At 60.5% G+C, this 17,421-nt stretch carries 15 protein-coding genes; 4 read left to right on the forward strand and 11 right to left on the reverse strand.

The genetic code is table 11. The features are described from left to right. Window positions 1-17: 17 nt before the first annotated feature. The 6 genes from G359_RS07055 to uvrC form a co-directional block, all read right to left on the reverse strand. Window positions 18-1,196 carry an N-acetylmuramoyl-L-alanine amidase gene (locus G359_RS07055; RefSeq protein ID WP_245279952.1) on the reverse strand — a complete coding sequence of 393 codons (1,179 nt, stop codon included), beginning with the start codon at window positions 1,194-1,196 and terminating at the stop codon, window positions 18-20. Window positions 1,197-1,495: 299 nt separating this feature from the next. Next, window positions 1,496-1,960 carry a molybdenum cofactor biosynthesis protein MoaE gene (locus tag G359_RS07060; protein WP_045835544.1) on the reverse strand — a complete coding sequence of 155 codons (465 nt, stop codon included), beginning with the start codon at window positions 1,958-1,960 and terminating at the stop codon, window positions 1,496-1,498. A 1-nt stretch (window position 1,961) separates the two neighbouring features. Then, window positions 1,962-2,255 (reverse strand): molybdopterin converting factor subunit 1, encoded by a 294-nt coding sequence (moaD, locus tag G359_RS07065; protein WP_082072854.1) that lies wholly within the window; start codon window positions 2,253-2,255, stop codon window positions 1,962-1,964. A 7-nt stretch (window positions 2,256-2,262) separates the two neighbouring features. After that, a complete protein-coding gene (pgsA, locus tag G359_RS07070) occupies window positions 2,263-2,850 on the reverse strand; it encodes a CDP-diacylglycerol--glycerol-3-phosphate 3-phosphatidyltransferase (protein ID WP_045835545.1) in 588 nt (195 codons plus the stop codon). A 98-nt stretch (window positions 2,851-2,948) separates the two neighbouring features. Next, entirely contained in the window at window positions 2,949-5,552 is a 2,604-nt protein-coding gene (locus G359_RS07075; RefSeq protein ID WP_082073070.1) for a mechanosensitive ion channel domain-containing protein, read from the reverse strand. Window positions 5,553-5,679: 127 nt separating this feature from the next. Then, window positions 5,680-7,671 (reverse strand): excinuclease ABC subunit UvrC, encoded by a 1,992-nt coding sequence (gene uvrC, locus G359_RS07080; RefSeq protein ID WP_052699242.1) that lies wholly within the window; start codon window positions 7,669-7,671, stop codon window positions 5,680-5,682. 132 nt (window positions 7,672-7,803) lie between these two features. Here uvrC and G359_RS07085 point away from each other — a divergent pair, with 132 nt between their 5' ends. Then, complete coding sequence (locus tag G359_RS07085; protein ID WP_052699243.1) at window positions 7,804-8,775, forward strand: hypothetical protein; 972 nt, start codon at window positions 7,804-7,806, stop codon at window positions 8,773-8,775. A gap of 35 nt (window positions 8,776-8,810) precedes the next feature. On the opposite strand, the gene G359_RS19950 is transcribed toward G359_RS07085, so the two are convergent. The 3 genes from G359_RS19950 to G359_RS07100 all read right to left on the reverse strand — a co-directional run bounded on the left by G359_RS19950 (window position 8,811) and on the right by G359_RS07100 (window position 12,593). Further along, window positions 8,811-10,253 carry a glucosaminidase domain-containing protein gene (locus G359_RS19950; RefSeq protein WP_082072855.1) on the reverse strand — a complete coding sequence of 481 codons (1,443 nt, stop codon included), beginning with the start codon at window positions 10,251-10,253 and terminating at the stop codon, window positions 8,811-8,813. 23 nt (window positions 10,254-10,276) lie between these two features. After that, window positions 10,277-11,659, reverse strand: coding sequence for a glucosaminidase domain-containing protein (locus G359_RS07095; RefSeq protein ID WP_045835546.1), 1,383 nt, complete (start codon window positions 11,657-11,659; stop codon window positions 10,277-10,279). Window positions 11,660-11,852: 193 nt separating this feature from the next. After that, window positions 11,853-12,593 (reverse strand): SDR family oxidoreductase, encoded by a 741-nt coding sequence (locus G359_RS07100; protein ID WP_045835547.1) that lies wholly within the window; start codon window positions 12,591-12,593, stop codon window positions 11,853-11,855. Between the two features lie 384 nt (window positions 12,594-12,977). Between G359_RS07100 and G359_RS07105 the strand changes: the two genes are divergently transcribed. The 3 genes from G359_RS07105 (at window position 12,978) to G359_RS07115 (ending at window position 14,920) form a co-directional block, all read left to right on the forward strand. Continuing rightward, window positions 12,978-13,811: a TorF family putative porin gene (locus tag G359_RS07105; protein WP_045835548.1), complete on the forward strand. Its 834-nt coding sequence runs from the start codon at window positions 12,978-12,980 to the stop codon at window positions 13,809-13,811. A gap of 92 nt (window positions 13,812-13,903) precedes the next feature. Continuing rightward, entirely contained in the window at window positions 13,904-14,101 is a 198-nt protein-coding gene (locus G359_RS07110; RefSeq protein ID WP_045835549.1) for a hypothetical protein, read from the forward strand. 63 nt (window positions 14,102-14,164) lie between these two features. After that, on the forward strand, window positions 14,165-14,920 hold the full coding sequence (locus G359_RS07115; protein WP_045835550.1) for a hypothetical protein: 756 nt from the start codon (window positions 14,165-14,167) through the stop codon (window positions 14,918-14,920). Window positions 14,921-14,978: 58 nt separating this feature from the next. On the opposite strand, the gene G359_RS07120 is transcribed toward G359_RS07115, so the two are convergent. Continuing rightward, on the reverse strand, window positions 14,979-15,926 hold the full coding sequence (locus tag G359_RS07120) for a ribonuclease T2 family protein (protein ID WP_045835551.1): 948 nt from the start codon (window positions 15,924-15,926) through the stop codon (window positions 14,979-14,981). Window positions 15,927-15,982: 56 nt separating this feature from the next. Continuing rightward, the gene (locus G359_RS07125; protein ID WP_045835552.1) at window positions 15,983-17,386 is read right to left on the reverse strand and encodes a M20/M25/M40 family metallo-hydrolase; all 1,404 of its coding nucleotides are present in this window, start codon (window positions 17,384-17,386) and stop codon (window positions 15,983-15,985) included. Window positions 17,387-17,421: the final 35 nt, after the last annotated feature.

Consider the following 17,421-nt stretch of genomic DNA (forward strand, 5'->3'; position numbering starts at 1 on the left):
GGTGTCGAAAGCGCCAATCACATAGGAAGTCGTGCGATATCGTATGAGAAGTAATTGTCGATCGCGGTCGCGATCGATTGCGCAACCTTCTCGCGCCAGCCGCCGGATTTGAGGTTGCTGGCGTCTTCGCGGTTCGTCACGTAGGCAAGCTCTATGAGAACCGATGGAAACTGCGCCGTCTTCAGCACGCGGAAAGCGGCCTGCTGTTCGGGCTCCTCGCGAAGCGGCGTGCTTTCGCCCATGTTTTCGATGACCGTCTTCGCGAACATGCCGCTGCGTTCACGCGTCATTTCCAGGTCGCGGTTGGCGAGATCGGCAAGAATGTCTTTGATCATATCGACATCGCCGTTGGCGCTTTTGACGGTGTCGATTTCGTCCTTGGTCAAAACCTTTTGCGCCGAGCTGCCTTTGGCTGAACGTTCGAGCGACTTCGCGACGCCGTCGCGCAGCGAATAAATCGTAGCGCCGCGCGCGCGCGAGCCGTTGTCCGAGTAATCGGCGTGAATGGCGATGAAGAGGTTCGCTTTGTTGCGCTCGGCATAGTTCGTCCGCTCATCGAGCGGGATGAACGTGTCGTCGCTCCGCGTCATCAGCACCCGGTAGCGCCCGGTCTTCTCGAGAATCTCGCGCAGTACGAGACCGAAGGCGAGAACGACATCCTTCTCGATCGTACCGAATTTTTCCGCGCCAGAGTCATGACCGCCGTGGCCAGGATCGAGAACGATGATCGGCTTGAAAGCCTTCGCCGCACGCTCCCTCGGATTTTCGGCGAGGCGCGGCACGGGCGGCTGCAAGGTGGCCGTCGCGCCGAGAGCCGAAGGCTGCGCCATGCCTTTCTGAGGAGCCGCGATTCCGGCGTCGGCCGGAACGATTGCAAGCGAGAGCCGGAACTGGCCGTCCTTGTCTTTGTTGATATTCGAGCTTTCGACGACGACGGGCTGCGTAACCTCGATCACGACGCGCGTCTTGCCGCGAGCCGCGAGACCGGCGCGAAAACTTTTGACGAGACCTGTCGGTCCTTTGCCTTCGAGCGCCGGTAGCCGTACGCTGATTTCAGGAAGCTCGACGACGACCCTGTTCGGGTTCGCAAGCGAAAAGACCTGGTAGTCGACCTTGCTTGCAAGCCCGATGACGAAACGGGTCCCGCCGGCGCGGGCTGCGGGAGTTGGTGCCGGAACCGGTGATACCGTCGCCATCTGCAGATCGGTTGCCTGACCGGTGGGAGCCGTGTCGCTGGCGTACGCCGGGCATACTGCCCCGGCCGCGAAAGCCGCGGCGAAGACGCTGCATAATGCGCGTCGAGCCAAGCTACGCATAAGTGCAATCCCCCTAGGCGCGCTCATCCAACCAAGTGCGCCGTAGACGCACCTATGTGCCGAGGGATGATGGCGTTTTAGCGGTCGGAACAGTCGGTCGTTAAGGTTATCGGGCAACAGCAGTTAATCTCTCGTTAAGGGCTTTAAATGGAATTTTCGAGAGACGACGTGAGCGGCGTTTATTCGCTTTTTGCAGCCCATGCAGCGGCCGCTTCATCATCGCTTGCGCGTGCTGCTACCCATCTAGAAGCGCCGCTGGCAAGTGTCTCTTTTTTCCAGAATGGCGCATACATCTTGAGGTAGTCCATGAGGAACTCTGCCGCAGCAAACGCATCCTGCCGGTGTGGCGCGCACGCGATGACGAGCACGATATTGTCGCCGGGTTTCAGCTCGCCAACACGATGGACGATTAACGAGCCCGACAGTTTGAAACGGCATTGGGCTTCGCCTTCAATGCGTTCGAGTTCGGCTTCCGTCATGCCGGGATAATGTTCGAGCGTCATCGAGACGAGCGCTTCGCCTTGGACTTCGCCACGGACCTTGCCGACGAAAAGTGCGACGCCGCCGATTCCGGTGTCGCCTGCCGTCAGCCGGGACATCTCTTCCGAGACGTCGAAATCAGCCTCCGCAACGCGAACGGTCATCTCAGCCTCCGGTCACGGGAGGGAAGAATGCGATTTCACGCGCGGAGGCGATCAGCGCAGCTGGCTTCGCGTGCGTGTGGTCGATCGCAACGCGGATCGCTTCGGGCTTGGCGAAGGCCTGGTCGAAAGGATGCCCGCGCCGCGACTGCCAAAGTAGCAGGTCGCCAACCGTCAGAACTTCCGGCGGCAACACTAAGCGCTCTTCGCTGAGGCCAGTGCGCTCGCGCAGCCAAGCGAAATAACGCAGGATGATCTCGCCGGCGCTCGGCTTCAAGTTGTTCGGTTTTTCGGTCATGGCGCCCTCAGCGATCGATCGCGTGGCGAATTCCAGCCTTCAGATAGTCGTAGCCGGTCACCAGCGTAAGAAGTGCCGCAATCCACAAAAGCAGAACGCCGGCTTCCGTCGTTCCGGGCACGATGCCTTCAGCGGCCGGTCCAGCGAGCAGCATGGCAAGCGCAACGAACTGAACGGCCGTCTTCCACTTCGCAAGTTGCGTAACGTGAATTTTGACGTTGAGCTCGGCGAGAAATTCCCGAAGCCCAGAAACCAGAATTTCGCGCGAGAGGATGATGAGCGCCGCCCAGATGGCCCATCCGCCGATCGTGTCGGTGTAAACAAGCATAAGCAACGTGGCGCCAACGAGCAGCTTGTCAGCGATTGGATCGAGCATGCGGCCGAGGTTCGACTGCTGCTCCCAGATCCGCGCGAGATACCCGTCGAGCCAATCGGTAACGCACGCCACGACGAAGATCGCGAACGCCAGCCAGCGCGCAAGTTCCCCGGATCCGAAAAACAGGACGCCCGCGAGCACGGGTACCGCCACCATCCGGCCGTAGGTCAGGATATTTGGCAGGCTCGTCGAAATCGAGCGGTGCGCGACGTGATCCATGAATTTGGGTTAGCCGCAGCGGCGAGGGGCCGTCAATCCCCAGACAGCAAGCGTCGGTCCCAATTGATGAATCTCCGGGCAGAAAGCCGCACCGGCGGTCAGGAAGCCGCCGCGGGCACCGCAGTCGCCCCGACAATACCCGAACGCCGCAGGGCCTCGTAGACGGCAACTCTGAGATCCGACTGCACCCTGAGCCCATGCGTGATATCGGGCAGCAGGACCCTGAGTGAGTAGTCCGTCGTCTCGGTCGTATAGCCTTCGAAAACCGCTATCGGCGCGGGCTCGCGCAGAATGGTCGGATGCCGATTGGCGCACTCCGTCAGAATTGCGAGCACGCGCCGCGGGTCGACGTCAGGCCCGGCCGAGAACTTCATCACCACGCGGCCAAGAGCGCTGCGGTGCGTCCAGTTCAAAACGCGGCCCGTAATCAACTCGGAATTAGGCACGATCAGGCTCGCCCGGTCGAATGTCTCGATTTCGGTCGAGCGGACGGAAATGCTTCGAACGGTGCCTTGCTCATTGCCGATCACCACCCAGTCACCGACCTTGACCGGCCTCTCGATGAGCAGGATGAGGCCCGAGACGAAATTGTTGACGATCGACTGCAGGCCAAAACCGATACCGACCGAAAGCGCACCGGCGACGATGGCGAGATTGGTAATGTTAAAGCCCGCATACGAGATCGCGATGACCGCGGCGAGACCCGTACCGGCGTAGCCGACGGCGGTGTCGATCGAGTTCGCAATACCGGCGTCCATCTTTGGAGCGATGAGTACGTTGTCGCGCAGGCGGCGCTGGATGATGCGCGTGGCGAACACGAGCGCGACGAAAATAGCGATGCCGACCAGAATTTTGACGATCGAGATCCGGATTTGTCCGATCTCGAAACCGAACAGCAATCGCTGCAGCCAGTCCCGGATGTCAGGCGCGGCGAAACCCCATTGCAGCAGCAGGATCGGGATCGTGACGAACGCGACGCCGAGCGTCAGGACGACCTCGGTCAACCAGCCGAGCTGTTTGCGGCGAAGCTCGTCGAACCCCATCCGCTCTTCGAGGATCACGCTGATGTGCCCGCGAGACGTCGTACTTCCGCGCGTGAACGCCCGAATGGCGAGGTAGAGAAGCATTGCGATGAGACCGACGACGCCGGTCATCACCAGCTGCTGCGCCAGGAAGCGTCCGAGGGCGATGTACCCAAACAGGCAGCAGCCGATGATCGCCGCTGCAGCGATCCAAAGCGGCAGCTTGAGCCAAATGGGCTCGCTGCGCCCGACGGGCCGCGCGAGCGTGGCCTCACTCGACTCGAACGGCGTGAGCAACAATCCGATTAGAACGAACGCGAAAGCGAGGCTCGTGAAGAGCGATTGCGCCACGCTCATCGACAGCGGGAAGTAAAGGATCTGTCCGAACTTCGAAAGGAAGAGATCGATCGAATAGATCAGCGCCAGAAGGATGAGGAGCACAGTGATACGCCGCGCACTGCGATCCGAGAGCGCCATCAGCCGCCGTTCGGGCCGGTGCGGGGCGAACACGGAAATGATGAGAGCCGAGACAGCGGTGAATACGAGCGCGTAGCGGAAGAACGCACCGCCGACGGGTGCCGCGGTCGGATAGTAGAGCAAGCCCAGGTATTCGAACCCGCCATAGAGCAATAAGACTGCGGCCACGCCCGGAATGGCTCTGACGGGCGCAATCCACGCAGCCGATGCCGCACGTTCGAAAAAGCTCGGCGGGGTGGCGTTGGGTCCTGGCCTGTATCGCGTTACGGCGAGCGCAACCGCCTTCAGCAGCAGGTAGAGACCGATAGCCGCCGCGAGGAGGACGAGCACACTGCCCTTTTGCCGATTGATCGAATTCCACCAATCCTCGGCATTGTATTTGAGGCGCCATTGCACGCTCGACTTCTGCCGCTCGATGTCGCTCCAGAAATCCGGCAGCAACGGGCTCGACATCTGCTCCGTCAAGCTGCGCACGAACATCTGCAACCTGAGATCGGTGATTTTGTCGATGGCCTGACGCGCGCGCCACCACGTCACTTCGAGCGTCTTGATTGCGCCCGAAACCTCGGATGCCTGAACGTCGAGCCGCGCGCGCTCGGCAGCGACGGCGGCTGCTTCCGGCGGCGCATCTTTTGCGGGCGGATCGCCGAGACGTTTGATTTGAACTTGCAGATCGGAAAGACGTGGGCGGAGTCCGTCCGCCGTCTGTGTCGTCTTCGAGATCACGCCGTCGATATCATCGCGCAGCCGGCCAAGATCGCTGTTCACGCCCGAAATCGTCGACAGGGTTTTTTCAGCCCCATCCATTTCGCCGACGATGTTGCTGATCGTCGAGCTGACTTCGGGAGGAAGCGCAGGCGGAGGCGGCGGTGGGGGCGGCGCAGGCTGCGCCTCTGGCGCCGCTGCTGCTGCCGGTTCTAGAGCGGGCGCAGAAGGGGAGACTGCAGGAGCATTCGTTGCGGCAGGTCCTGCAGGCGCAGCCTGTGCATTCGCTGGAGCAGCTTGAGCGGGTTGCGCAGCCGGCGCTGGTGCTGCGGCAGCGGGTGCCGTAGCTGCAGCTGGCGCAGCATTCGGTGCCGGTGCCGCCGACTTCGCAGCCGCGACAGGTGTGACGGCCGGAGTCCATGCTTCGTCCGCGGCGAAGGCGCCCGGAACGGCGAAAAGACCGGCTATCGCAACAATCGCAAATGCACGTCTCAGCATCGGCAGAACAGAGCCTTTGAATGACAACAATGGAATGACAATCAGTAGGAAGGCCCATCGCCCCCAAGTGCCGCGAAATTAGGGCAGGGGGCATGCATCTGGCTAGCCTCTAAAGGGACCCCCGCGACTATCCCGCGCGTTCGTGGAAGAAGTCGTAGATTTTCTTGGCCATATCGGCGGAAATACCGTCCACAGCCTTCAAATCTTCGATACCGGCCCGCGATACGGCCTTCGCCGAGCCAAAGTGCGTGAGAAGCGCCCGTTTGCGCGTCGGTCCAATGCCTTCGATCTCGTCGAGCGGGTTTGCGCCCAGTGATTTCGCGCGCTTCGCTCGATGCGTGCCGATCGCGAAGCGATGCGCTTCGTCGCGGAGCCGCTGTACGAAATAGAGAACCGGATCTTTCGCTTCGAGCATGATCGGCCGCTCGCGATTGGGAAAATGGAAATGCTCGCGCCCAGCATCGCGATCCGGACCCTTGGCGACACCGATCAGCGCGATGTCATGAAGCCCGAACCCGGCAAGAACTTCGCGCGCAACCGAAAGCTGGCCAAGCCCGCCGTCGATCAGAACAAGATCGGGCCGATCGGGAAACGCGCGCTCTTCGGCGGTATCGTCTTCGGCAACGACGACGGGGGATAAAGGTCCTCCGCTGACGTCCGCCGTGATCTCGTCGACTTCGGTTTCGATTTCATCGATGACTTCAGCTTCCGCGATGCGCTTGAAGCGTCGTGTCAGCACCTCGCGCATCATCGCATAATCGTCTCCCGGCGTCGTATCCGGAGACTTGATGTTGAATTTCCGGTACTGCCCTTTGACGAAACCTTCCGGTCCCGCGACGATCATCGCGCCCACCGCGTTCGTCCCGGCGGTGTGGCTGTTGTCGAAGACTTCGATCCGGCGCGGTACCGAGGACAGTCCGAACCTCTCCGCGACGCCTTCGAGAAGCCGCGCTTGCGACGAACTCTCCGCGAGCTTGCGTCCCAAGGCCTCGCGCGCGTTCGATAGCGCGTGCTCGACGATCGTCGATTTGGTGCCGCGCGACGGCACGCGGATTTCGACTTTCCGCTCCGCCTTTGTCGACAACGCTTCGGCGAGAAGATCGCGATCCGGAATGTCGTGCGATAGGAGGATCAGCCGCGGCACGGGCTTATCGTCGTAGAACTGCGCGATGAAGCTATCTAGAACTTCTTCGACATTGAGCGAGCGATCGGCCTTCGGATAATAGGCGCGGTTGCCCCAGTTTTGGCCGGTTCGGAAGAAGAAGACCTGGATGCACGTCTGCCCGCCGTCTTGGTAGGCGGCGAACACGTCGGCTTCCTCCACGCCTTCCGGATTAATCGATTGGTCCGCCGTGACATGCGCGAGCGCCCAAAGCCGGTTCCGGTATCTGGCGGCAGTCTCGAACTCGAGTTTGTCGGCAGCCTCCTGCATCAGCTCCTGGTACATGCGGCGCACCGTCTGGCTGCCGCCGCTCAAGAACCGCTCGGCCTCATCGACAAGAACGTTGTATTCGTCGAGCGCGATCTCGCCCGTGCATGGCGCCGAGCAGCGTTTGATTTGATAGAGCAGGCACGGTCGCGTGCGGCTCTCGTAGACACTGTCGGAACACGAACGCAGAAGAAATGCCCGCTGCAGCATGTTGACCGTGCGGCTGACAGCTCCCGCCGAAGCGAAGGGACCGAAGTAGTCGCCTTTGCGATTTCGGGCGCCGCGATGCTTCATCACCGCTGGCGCCGCATGGTCGCGGCAGATGAGAATGTACGGAAACGACTTGTCGTCCCGCATCAGCACGTTGAAGCGCGGACGAAAGCGCTTGATGAGGTTTGCTTCGAGCAGAAGCGCTTCGGCTTCGGTCCGAACCGTCACGAACTCCATCGACGAAGTCGCGAGGATCATACGGGCTATGCGGTTCGTATGACCCTGGAGGCGCGAATAGTTCGAGACACGAGCGCGCAGTGAGCGCGCCTTGCCGACATAGATCACCTCGCCTGCGACATCGAGCATCCGGTAGACGCCCGGGCTCTGCGGCAGGTGCTTCAGATATGCGCCAATCACCTCCGTCCCCGTCTTTGCGGGCGTTTCCGGCGGCGATGTGAATGTGGTCGGCTCTTCGGTCATGGCGCACCTAAAGTTGGGCTGCCGCCGAGGTCAAGCAAGGCATGGGCGTTGCGCCACAAAATCACCACGCCAGGGGCGTGGTGTGCAAGCTCTTTACGACATTGGGGATTAAGGCAGCGCCGAGGGGGTGTTATGCGTCGCGTCATCGCCGTTCTCGGCCTATTATTGATGGTTATCTTACCGGCCTTTGCGCTCGCGAAGCCGATGAAGGAAAAGCCGCCCAAGCCATTTCAGAATAGCCAAGAGCTTCTAAAATGGATCAACGATTATCGCAAAAATCCTGAGCCCCGCCGCGTGTCGGAGGCTGTCAAAGCGATGTCGGCGCTGGGCGCGATCAAAGAAATGGATCAGGCCGGCGTCTACATCGGCTTCGTGGCCGGCGTGCTCGGCGCCAATCCAGAAATTTCCGACGATCTCATCGCCAAGATGTTTCCGCTGCCGCCGGAAGATCAGGTCCTTGTCGTCAAGGCGATCGCCTACTCAGGCCTCCCGCGGTGGCGCGACACGATGTCGAAGTTCGTCGAACGCATGCCGGCGCGCAAGGTTCTGATCGACAAGTACATGTTCGGCGATAAGCCGACCCTTACGGGGCTTTCGATCAAGGATGACGCCGGCGTCATCGATCTCAACTGGGGCTATTACTTCGCGACGGGCTGGGAAGCACCCATCCGCCGCATCGTCGCGGCGCTGGAGCTCTCCCTCGATAAGGACAAGGTCGACCTATTGACGGTCGGCGCGATGGCGAAGTGGACGCTCGCGCAGAATGCCTCGCGCAACGACGATCTACTGACGCTCCTGAAAAAGATTTCGACCGACAGCGATCCCAAACTCAAAAAGCCGCTGACCGAAGTCATCGACGCCGCCGAAACCCTGGAACTTTCGAAACTGCGCAAGGACGCGCTCGCATCGATCGATGAGTTAAAAGCCAAAGGGCCGGAAAGTCTACGTAACTACAACTGGTGGGGACAGGCCGGACAAACCGTGTTCGCTCTCGGCTGCGTCGCAGCGGGCGTGATGGGGCAGGTCGAAGCTGGCATTCCCTGCGTCCTTGGCGGCGCGGCGTCCACCGCCGCACTCAAATATCTAGCCCCGTCTTCGGACTGAATCGTTGCTCGAAACGTCAGATGGAATTTTACGCTTCAGTCGCCCAAGCAATTGAATTTGGCGTCAGTGAGAGCCGCATCCTGCGTCTCATATTCGCCGATGACTTCGGCCCCGGCGGCTTCGGTTCGCGCATAAGCATCGAACATCGACTTTTCGAACCCATCGATAATCGTCAGCGCGGTGTATTGCGTTTCCTCGCCCGAATACGAACGGAGCAACAACGTCTTGGTGCCGCCGTAGCTCGCGGAAAGCACTTTGCATGGGCCTGAAGGTGCCGACTGCGCAGCTTTTGCGGCCGCGCCAAGCTCCGCGGGAAGCGGACCGCCGAGGCGCGAGGGCTCTGTTGGTGCAATTTTAAACGTCGGAAGCCACGGCATCGAAAAGAAGCCGGATGATGCCGCGGTTTGTTGCACGGCGGGTTCGGCCGCTTGCGCCTCACCGGTGCTCTCGCTCGCGTAGCTGCCTTGAACAGGCAATTGCCGCTCGACGATGGTCGTGCCTGCCCATGAAGCGTCGGTGACTTTCGGTGTCGCATCACTGGCGACGTTCTTCTTGCTCGTCTCGTGCTTCGCTCGAACGGGTTTCGCGTTCGAAGGGGATTTGGAAGCCACAGACGACTTCGGTTTTGCCTTCGACGACTGCTTTCCGGCATTCGGCGTCGTAGCTTTATGTGGAACGCCGGTCGCCGAAGGCGCCTTGACGGCAGCAGGCGCAGGAGCAGCCGACACATCATCGGGCTTCGGACCGCCGAGACCAGAAGGCGCACGGAACGGAGCGCGCCATTCGTTTCGCATCGGCAGCGGAGCCGGAACGTCGGCGCTTTCGGCGGAACGCGCCGACGGATCGCAATAGCGCTTTTGATAAAGACCGGCGATGAAGTCGATCGATTTGCCATAAGCGCGGTCGGCTGCCCAACGACGCGCGAGATCGCCGAACGTCACGGGCCGTCCGAGTCGCTTCGATTGCGCGGCGATGTCTTCCTGGTTCTCACGTGTGCGCTTGGCGACTGGAGCCGCAAGGCGCTCACCCGAATAGGCGACAAGGTGTTGGATTTGGGCATGCACGCCGGTCTGAACGCTGGGAAATTGCTCGCCGCGAACGCCACCGCCGGTCGCGCCGATTCCGGCGAAGTTATTCTGGGTTTCCCAAACGTCGCCGCGCTTCCCGTCTTCGCGACGGAACTTCAGGTAGTTCGTCTCGATCGCCATTTGGAAGAACGCGTAATCCCAACGCACGCGCCAACCTTCGCCGTAGTACTTGTACCAGTGCGCAATTTCGCGGAAGCGCGGGTCGATGTTGGGATTTCGCTCGCCCAGAAACGCCATGAGCCGTTCAGGCGTGACGCAGGCGGGAACTTGGTTGCCGGCGCCCGTCCTGATCGGCGGCGCAGCGAGCGCGACATTGGCCGCAATCGCAAACAACGCAGACGACAAGGCGACGACAGTCAGACTCCGGGATACAAGCGACTCTGTCGCCATGAATGCTGCCCTCACGACGTTACTCAGTTGTCCGGGCAGAGTTCGAAAGCCTTATCGAGGGCTTGCGATGGATTGGAGAATTCCCCGACGGTCTCGCCACCTTTGGCGTAGGCGGCGATATAAGCTTCCGCTTCACGTTTTTCGGAACCCTCGTTGACATCGAGGACCGTGTAATTGTCCTGATGATCGGCGCGCGCGCGGATGATGACGGAATGACCACCGCCGTAGCTCGCCGTCCAGACTTTGCAGTTCGATTTTGCGCCTGCAGGTGGCACTATGATTGCCGACTTCGTGGCGACGCCCGACGTGACGGAAGCCTTCGTTCCGGCGCCCAAAGCTGCGGTCTGGATCTTCTTGGTTGAAGTCTTCTTCCCGGGAGCTTCGACCGGAGCTTGATCTGCCGGGCCGCGCGTCTCCGCGGTTGCGCCGGATGCTGTGCCGGCCGACGCCGAAGCATCGTCCGACGGTGCGGACGCATTGATGATTTTGAAGGACGTCGGTGCCTGGTCCGCCACCGCGGGTTCGCCGACGACGGGCGCAGTATCAGCTGCCGGAATGAGCGATTCAGCTCCGAGACCCGAACGCACGAAAGATCCGGATTTGCGAGCTTCTTCGACAGCGCGCCGGGCGAGATCGGCGCCGGAAAGTTTGGCGCTCGGTTTGGCCGGGTCTTCCGTCGAAGCCGTTTGGATCGGCGAAGTTTGATCGTCCGCGTCAGCCTTTGCCGGTACGCTGCCCGTTTTGGCCCAAGCCATAAGCTCAGGCTTCGGATCGGAACCCTTGCACGGGCTCCCGTAGAACGCTTCCGCGAGACCCGCGATGTCCCGTGCGTAATGGCGGGACGTCGGAGCCCACTGCTTGGCAAGCTGCGTATAGTCGATCGGGCCGTTGAGAGATTTCTGCCAATCCGTCAGCACGCCCCATTCCTGGACCTTGCGCGTGCGCTCGGCGACGGGATTGTCGAGATGCTCACCGGAATAGAGCAAGAGATGCTGGAGATGGGCTTTGACGCCGGTGCTGACGTCCGGAAAGCTTTCGCCGGAAACATGGTTGCCCGTTGCGCCCATGCCGGCAAAGTTGTTCTGCCTGGCGGAGACGTCGCCTTTGAAGGTCAGATTGCCCGTCTCGAGCATCATCTGAAAGAAGGCAATGTCCCAGCGAATCTTGAGCTCGTTGCCGACGCGCATGTAGTCGGCAGCAATTTTTTCAAAGCGCGGATCGATGCCAGGGTTGCGGCTTTCGAGAAAGCCCATAAGCCGTCCCGGCGTGGCACACGCAGGAACCCTGTTCTTAGCGCTGAGTTTAACCTGAGGAAGATCCGCTGCCTGAGCCGGCAGAGACATAGCAACCAAAGGCGCGGTTGCTGCGATGACGAACGCCAACGGCGCTCGAACACGGCCAATCATGGATACACCTTTGAACACGCGGCACCCCCGTAAAGGCGCCCAACAAACCATTAAGGTTCGTAAGCGCTTAACGTTAATAAAAAGTTGATAAACCCCCATCCGGGTCCCGAATCGAGAGTCGCGGACCAATTGGGCCGTAATGAGAACGATGCGCGGTCAGATTGCGGCAGAGGCGAGCCGTCGCGGTGGTTGGTTACGTTAAATGTTGTCCCCCATCGAGCGCGATCATCTGGCCCGTCAATGAAGGCGTGGCGAGAATAAACCGCACTGTTGCCGCGATTTCTTCGGCGGATGCGCCGCGCTTGAGCAGCGTCGACTGGCTTTCGCGAATGAAGTCATCGTCGGTCTGATGGATGCTGCGCATCACGGGGCCGGGACCGATGGCGTTGACGCGAATGCGCGGCGCGAGAGCTTGGGCGAGGGTTCGCGTCGCCGTCCAAAGCCCGGCTTTCGAAATCGTATACGAGAAGAATTCCGGCGTCAGATTCCAAACGCGCTGATCGATGATGTTGATGATGTTGCCCTCGCAACCCGCCGGCAGGCTCGCGGCCATAGCCTGAGCGAGGAACATCGGCGCCTTGAGATTGATGCCGAGATGAAGATCCCAGGTGGCATCCTCAAGACTCTGGATTGTGTCGGGCAGAAATTCCGAAGCGTTGTTGATGAGGACTGTCGGCGGGGCAAGATCACGTACGACGTCGGCCATCAATCGGCGGGGTGCATCGGCGTCGGCGAGATCGGCGCGGAAGGATTTTGCGCGACCACCCCTGTCCACGATTTCACGGACGAGACCCTCGGCTTCGTCGTCCGATTTTCGATAGTGGATGGCAACGGTCCAGCCGTCGCTCGCGAGATCGAGCGCAAGCGCCCGGCCGATACGGCGTGCTGCGCCGGTAATGAGAGCAGTGGGAGTTTCGTTCTGAGTTTGCTTCATGATCACTGTTTCGAGAATCGGTAGTGGAATTAGTGTCCTATTGAGCACAGTGGGCTTCAGAGCGCGACAAGAGGTTGTCAGCCGAGCCTACCGGCGAGATTCCCATAGGCTGAATGGCGTTCTTTTCGGCATTTTTGGAATCTGCAGATGATCCGGACACGGATTTTCTGCATAAATTCAAGGCATACATATGCTGTGGCGGCTTCGAATCGGAGCACAGTTGCTGGGGGGTGACATCGTCAGGGTAAGTCATAATCTGCGACGCATAATGACTTGTATGGTTTGCGCGAAAAAGATTTCCTTACTCCAGAGCGGTTGAGAGAGTCGCGGTGTCCGCATAAAGCGGGCGTCGCGAGCCGCAGAGCTGGGACGGGGGTTTGTCTTATGAAGAATATAAAAGGTTTTTTGGGGGCTGCCGGTTTCGCCGCGATTGCAGCGATCGGCATGTCTTCGGCTGCACTTGCTGACGATGCGGCGGACGGTGAGCGGAAGTTCGGCTACACGATCACCATTACGGGCGTGAGCGACTATATCTTCCGTGGTATTTCGCTCACGAATAACGATCCGGCTTTCCAGCCTTTCATCGAGTTTACTTACGGTACACCCAGCCTCACATGGTACCTCGATTTCTGGGGATCGAACGTCAACGATGGTCTCGGCGATCCGTGGGAATTGGACGTTTATGCTGGTGTCCGGCCTGTAACGGGGCCAATCAGCTGGGATTTGGGCGTGTTGTACTACACGAACCCGAGCCACCAGGCCTCGACAATCAATCCGACGAACGCAGGCACGGACTATGTCGAGTTCAAAATTGCGGCGACGATCACTCCCATTACGAACCTGAGCCTGACCGCCGTTGGATACGCAACGCCCGATGTCGGGTTCGCCTCGCCGGTAACGGAAACGGGAGAATTCGACGCGGCTTACACGCTTCCTGCCTTCGGGATATTTACACCGACGATCAGCGGCGCGATCGGTTATACTCATGCTGAGCGAGCGGGTACGTTCGATGCATTGTGCCCGAGCGATCATTGCGACGATACGCAAATCAATCGCGGCACAGACTCCTACACCTACTGGAACGCTGGCGTGAAGCTCACCGTAGACAAGTACTTCATGGACTTCCGCTACTGGGATACGACCATCAGCAAGCAGGATGACCAAAATGGCTATGCCGATGCTCGGTTCGTGTTCTCGGCTGGCGTGAACCTTCCATAACCGACACGATCTATCCCGTCGTAGTATTGGACCGGGGCCTGTGCGGGCCCCGGTTTTTTATTGCGTGCGTCTGCGATCCGAAAGCCAAATGCATGCCCGGCGGCCGGCTCGCGGAACGCGTGTCGGCGGGCATCACTCAAAGCTTCATGCCCGGCGGCCGGCTCGCGGAACGCGTGTCGGCGGGCATCACTCAAAGCTTCATGCCCGGCGGCCGGCTCGCGGAACGCGTGTCGGCGGGCATCACTCGAAGCCCACCACTTTTCACCAACGGGCTTGACGGCATTACTTGAGAAATTGCGCAACTCAGGCCAGAGATTGAAGCGAGGTCTTCTGGTCATCTTGCGGCTCAACCCGTGCTCATATCGGTCTTCGCGCTCGTAATCCTGACTACGGTGATCGCCGGCAAGGTCCTGGTGCCGCGTTTCCTGACGCACCATGTCCGGCTGGCGAACGCACCCGACCAGCCGCGGGCATTTGGCCGGGACATGGCTTGGCTTGCGATCCAAACCGAAGACAGCGAAGCCGTGGCTGCGGCGCTGGGATTGACCGGCCTGCGTCTGGCGAATTGGGATTCAGGCATCGGCGCGATTTACGATCCCGAAGTGTCAGACGGCCTGCTTTTCATTTCGCCACCCATCCGGGGCTGGACGATCGTCGCCGGGGAATCCCTGCCATTACCGGCCGGATCCCCATTCATCGACAAGACGACGCCGCTGCTAAAGCACCTCGGAAAGCAGTTTCGGAGTGTGCAGTACTTTGCGTCCTTCCCGATCATCGATTTCTACGCGTGGGCGCGCGTCGATAAGGGGCGTCCCAAGAGAGCCTTCGCGATAGGTGAGGGAGGCAACGTCTGGGACTCTGGTAAGCCGACCTCCGAGGAGCGGCGGCTGGGGCTGTCCTATGTCGAGGTCCGTGGGATCGCAGAGCGCCACGGCGATCTCGGCGGACAGCTGTTGCTACATCCAACCGAAGAGAACGTGTTCGCCGTCGCCGCCGGTTGGAGCCTCAATCCGATGGCGCTGGAGGGCTTCACGCAACGCCGCAGCGTCGGCTGGATTGCTGACGCGCCGCGGTCATGGCGGCCCGAGCGCGCCAGGCGCGTTGCCTAGAGCTACACGCTAAGCTCCGTCGCCGGGGCAATCGAAACCGTTACAATCCGGTTCCTGACTACTGGGCGCGACGGCCGTAATCGTAATCCATGCGCGGCCCGGGAAGCGGAGATGATCGATCCGTTGCGGCAGGACTGCTGTTCGCCGATCCCGATTGTCCGCTTCCCCCCGATTGTCCCCACGTGTTGTTGTCCTTCGTGGAACGCGACGGTGGAATGAAAACCTGATTGGCCGTGCAGAGCCTGCGCCGCGTTTCATTCTGGCCGCACGAGCGAGGCTTGCCGTCTTTTGATAGGCAAAGCCGAACCTCTCGGAGGCTTCCGCCCGCGCCGCCGCAAACGACCGCGATCATATCCGGCCGAAACTGCGGATTGGCCCGCAAGAACTCCCGCTCGACGTCCGCCGCCGACACGATCTGAGACTCGAACGGATTGCGAAACCGGTCGGGAATGTTGATGCCGTCAAACAGTCGATGGGCCGTCGCGAAGTATTGCGCGGGATCCATCCCCGAGCACGTCCCGTGCGTCTTGTACTCGTGAATGACAAGGCCCCGGCTCGGCATGATGTCGAGCATGCTGGAGATCACGGGCTCAGGCACGAAAGGGCGTCGCGACAATCGGCAATCCGACGGATAACCGCTTTCGTATTGCGGCCATAAGCCATGCAGAACGAACGAATACCGGCGTCCGTCGCGACGATTGCATTGCGTGTCGTCATCGCGACCCTGATCGGAGCAGTATGTCGGGCTCCAAGAAAGGACGAGGGCATAGTAATCGAACTTGCCTGGCTCGTCTTCGCCGTAACCGCCGCGGTTCGATCGCGAGCCGTAATCATAATTATCCGCGCGTTTGTATGAACCGCTCGAGCCGCTGCTCGCACCTGTTCCGCTGCCGCTCGGGATGGTTTCGGGCGACAACGCCGTCCGCTGGCCGGCGACGAAATGCGCGATGTAGAATCCGAGGAGCGCAAAGACCAGGATCGTGAGGAAGAGGTGCGGTCTCAGCATTTCATCGTCTCGATGTTTTGCGTTTCAGAACGCGCCAAGGTGAACGGCGCTTCAGCCTATGCCGATTGCTTTGCGAGCGCCGCAAGAATGCGCGCCCAGCTGCGAGCGCCCTTCTCGAAGCTCCGGATATTATATTTTTCGTTGGGTGAATGAATGCGATCGTCGTCGAGGCCGAAACCGATCAGCAGGCTGTCCATGCCGAGCGCGTCCCGGAAAGACGAGACGATAGGAATGGACGCGCCGCTTCCCATCAGCACGGCAGGCTTTCCCCATTCCTCTTCGAGCGCCTGCGCAGCAGCACGCATCGACGGATCGCTGGTGTCGAACATGATCGCGCCCGAACCGTGATGGCCGAGCCAGGTCGCCTTGCAATCCGCGGGAATGAGCGTCGCGACGTAATCACGGATGGACTTCATGACGTGTTCGGGATCCTGTCCCGTAACCAAGCGGCACGTAATCTTCACTGACGCTTTCGCTGGGATCACCGTTTTCGATCCGACGCCCTGATAGCCGGCTGTCACACCATTGAATTCGAGCGTTGGCCGCGACCAGAGTTGCTCGATGACGGAGCGGCCTTCTTCACCGGCGGGAACTTTGAGTCCGACCGATCCCAAAAATGTTTCCGCCCTGACGTTCAGCGATTGCCATTGCGCGAGCTGTTCCGCCGTCGGCTCCTTGACCCCGTCGTAGAAGCCCGGAACAGCCACCTTGCCGCTGTCGTCGTGGAGCGCAGCCATGACCTTCGAGAGAACGCGAATGGGGTTTGCGACGGGACCGCCGTAGATACCTGAATGGAGGTCGCGGGATGGACCCGTGATGACGAGTTCGTCACCCACGAGGCCGCGCAGCATCGTCGTGATGGCGGGCGTGTCCTTATCCCATTGTCCGGTATCGCAAACGAGCACGAGATCGGCCTTGAGCTCGTCTCCGTACGCGGCGAGGAAATCCGGCAGAGATGGCGACCCGCACTCTTCTTCGCCCTCGATCAGCACAGAAACGGCGATCGGCAGATCGCCCGCAACTTTCTTCCAGGCCCTGGCCGCCTCGAAAAAGGTCATCAGCTGACCTTTGTTGTCTTCGGCTCCGCGGGCGACGATCACGTCGCCGTTGCCCGGCTCGTTGGTAATGCGCGGCTCGAACGGCGGCGACTTCCACAATTCGAGCGGATCGGGCGGCTGAACGTCATAATGGCCGTAGAAGAGGACATGCGGCATATTCGGATCGCGATTGAGCCGGTCGTGGGCGACCACCATCGGGTGTCCGCTTGTGGGCACAACCTTCGCCTCGGCAAAGCCGATGTCCTTGAGCGTCGCCGCGCACCATTCGGCGGCTTTAACGCAGCTTGCCTTGTAGGCCGGGTCGGTCGAGACGCTATCGATGCGCAAAAGCTCGAATAAGCGATCGAGGCCGGCCGATTTCGACTGGCCGAGGGTATCGAGAACGGTTTCAAGCGTGCTCATCGTGCTAGACTTTCCAACTTGTTGGCCTGCGGCGG

This window comes from Hyphomicrobium sp. 99, from assembly GCF_000384335.2.
Lineage (GTDB): Bacteria > Pseudomonadota > Alphaproteobacteria > Rhizobiales > Hyphomicrobiaceae > Hyphomicrobium_B.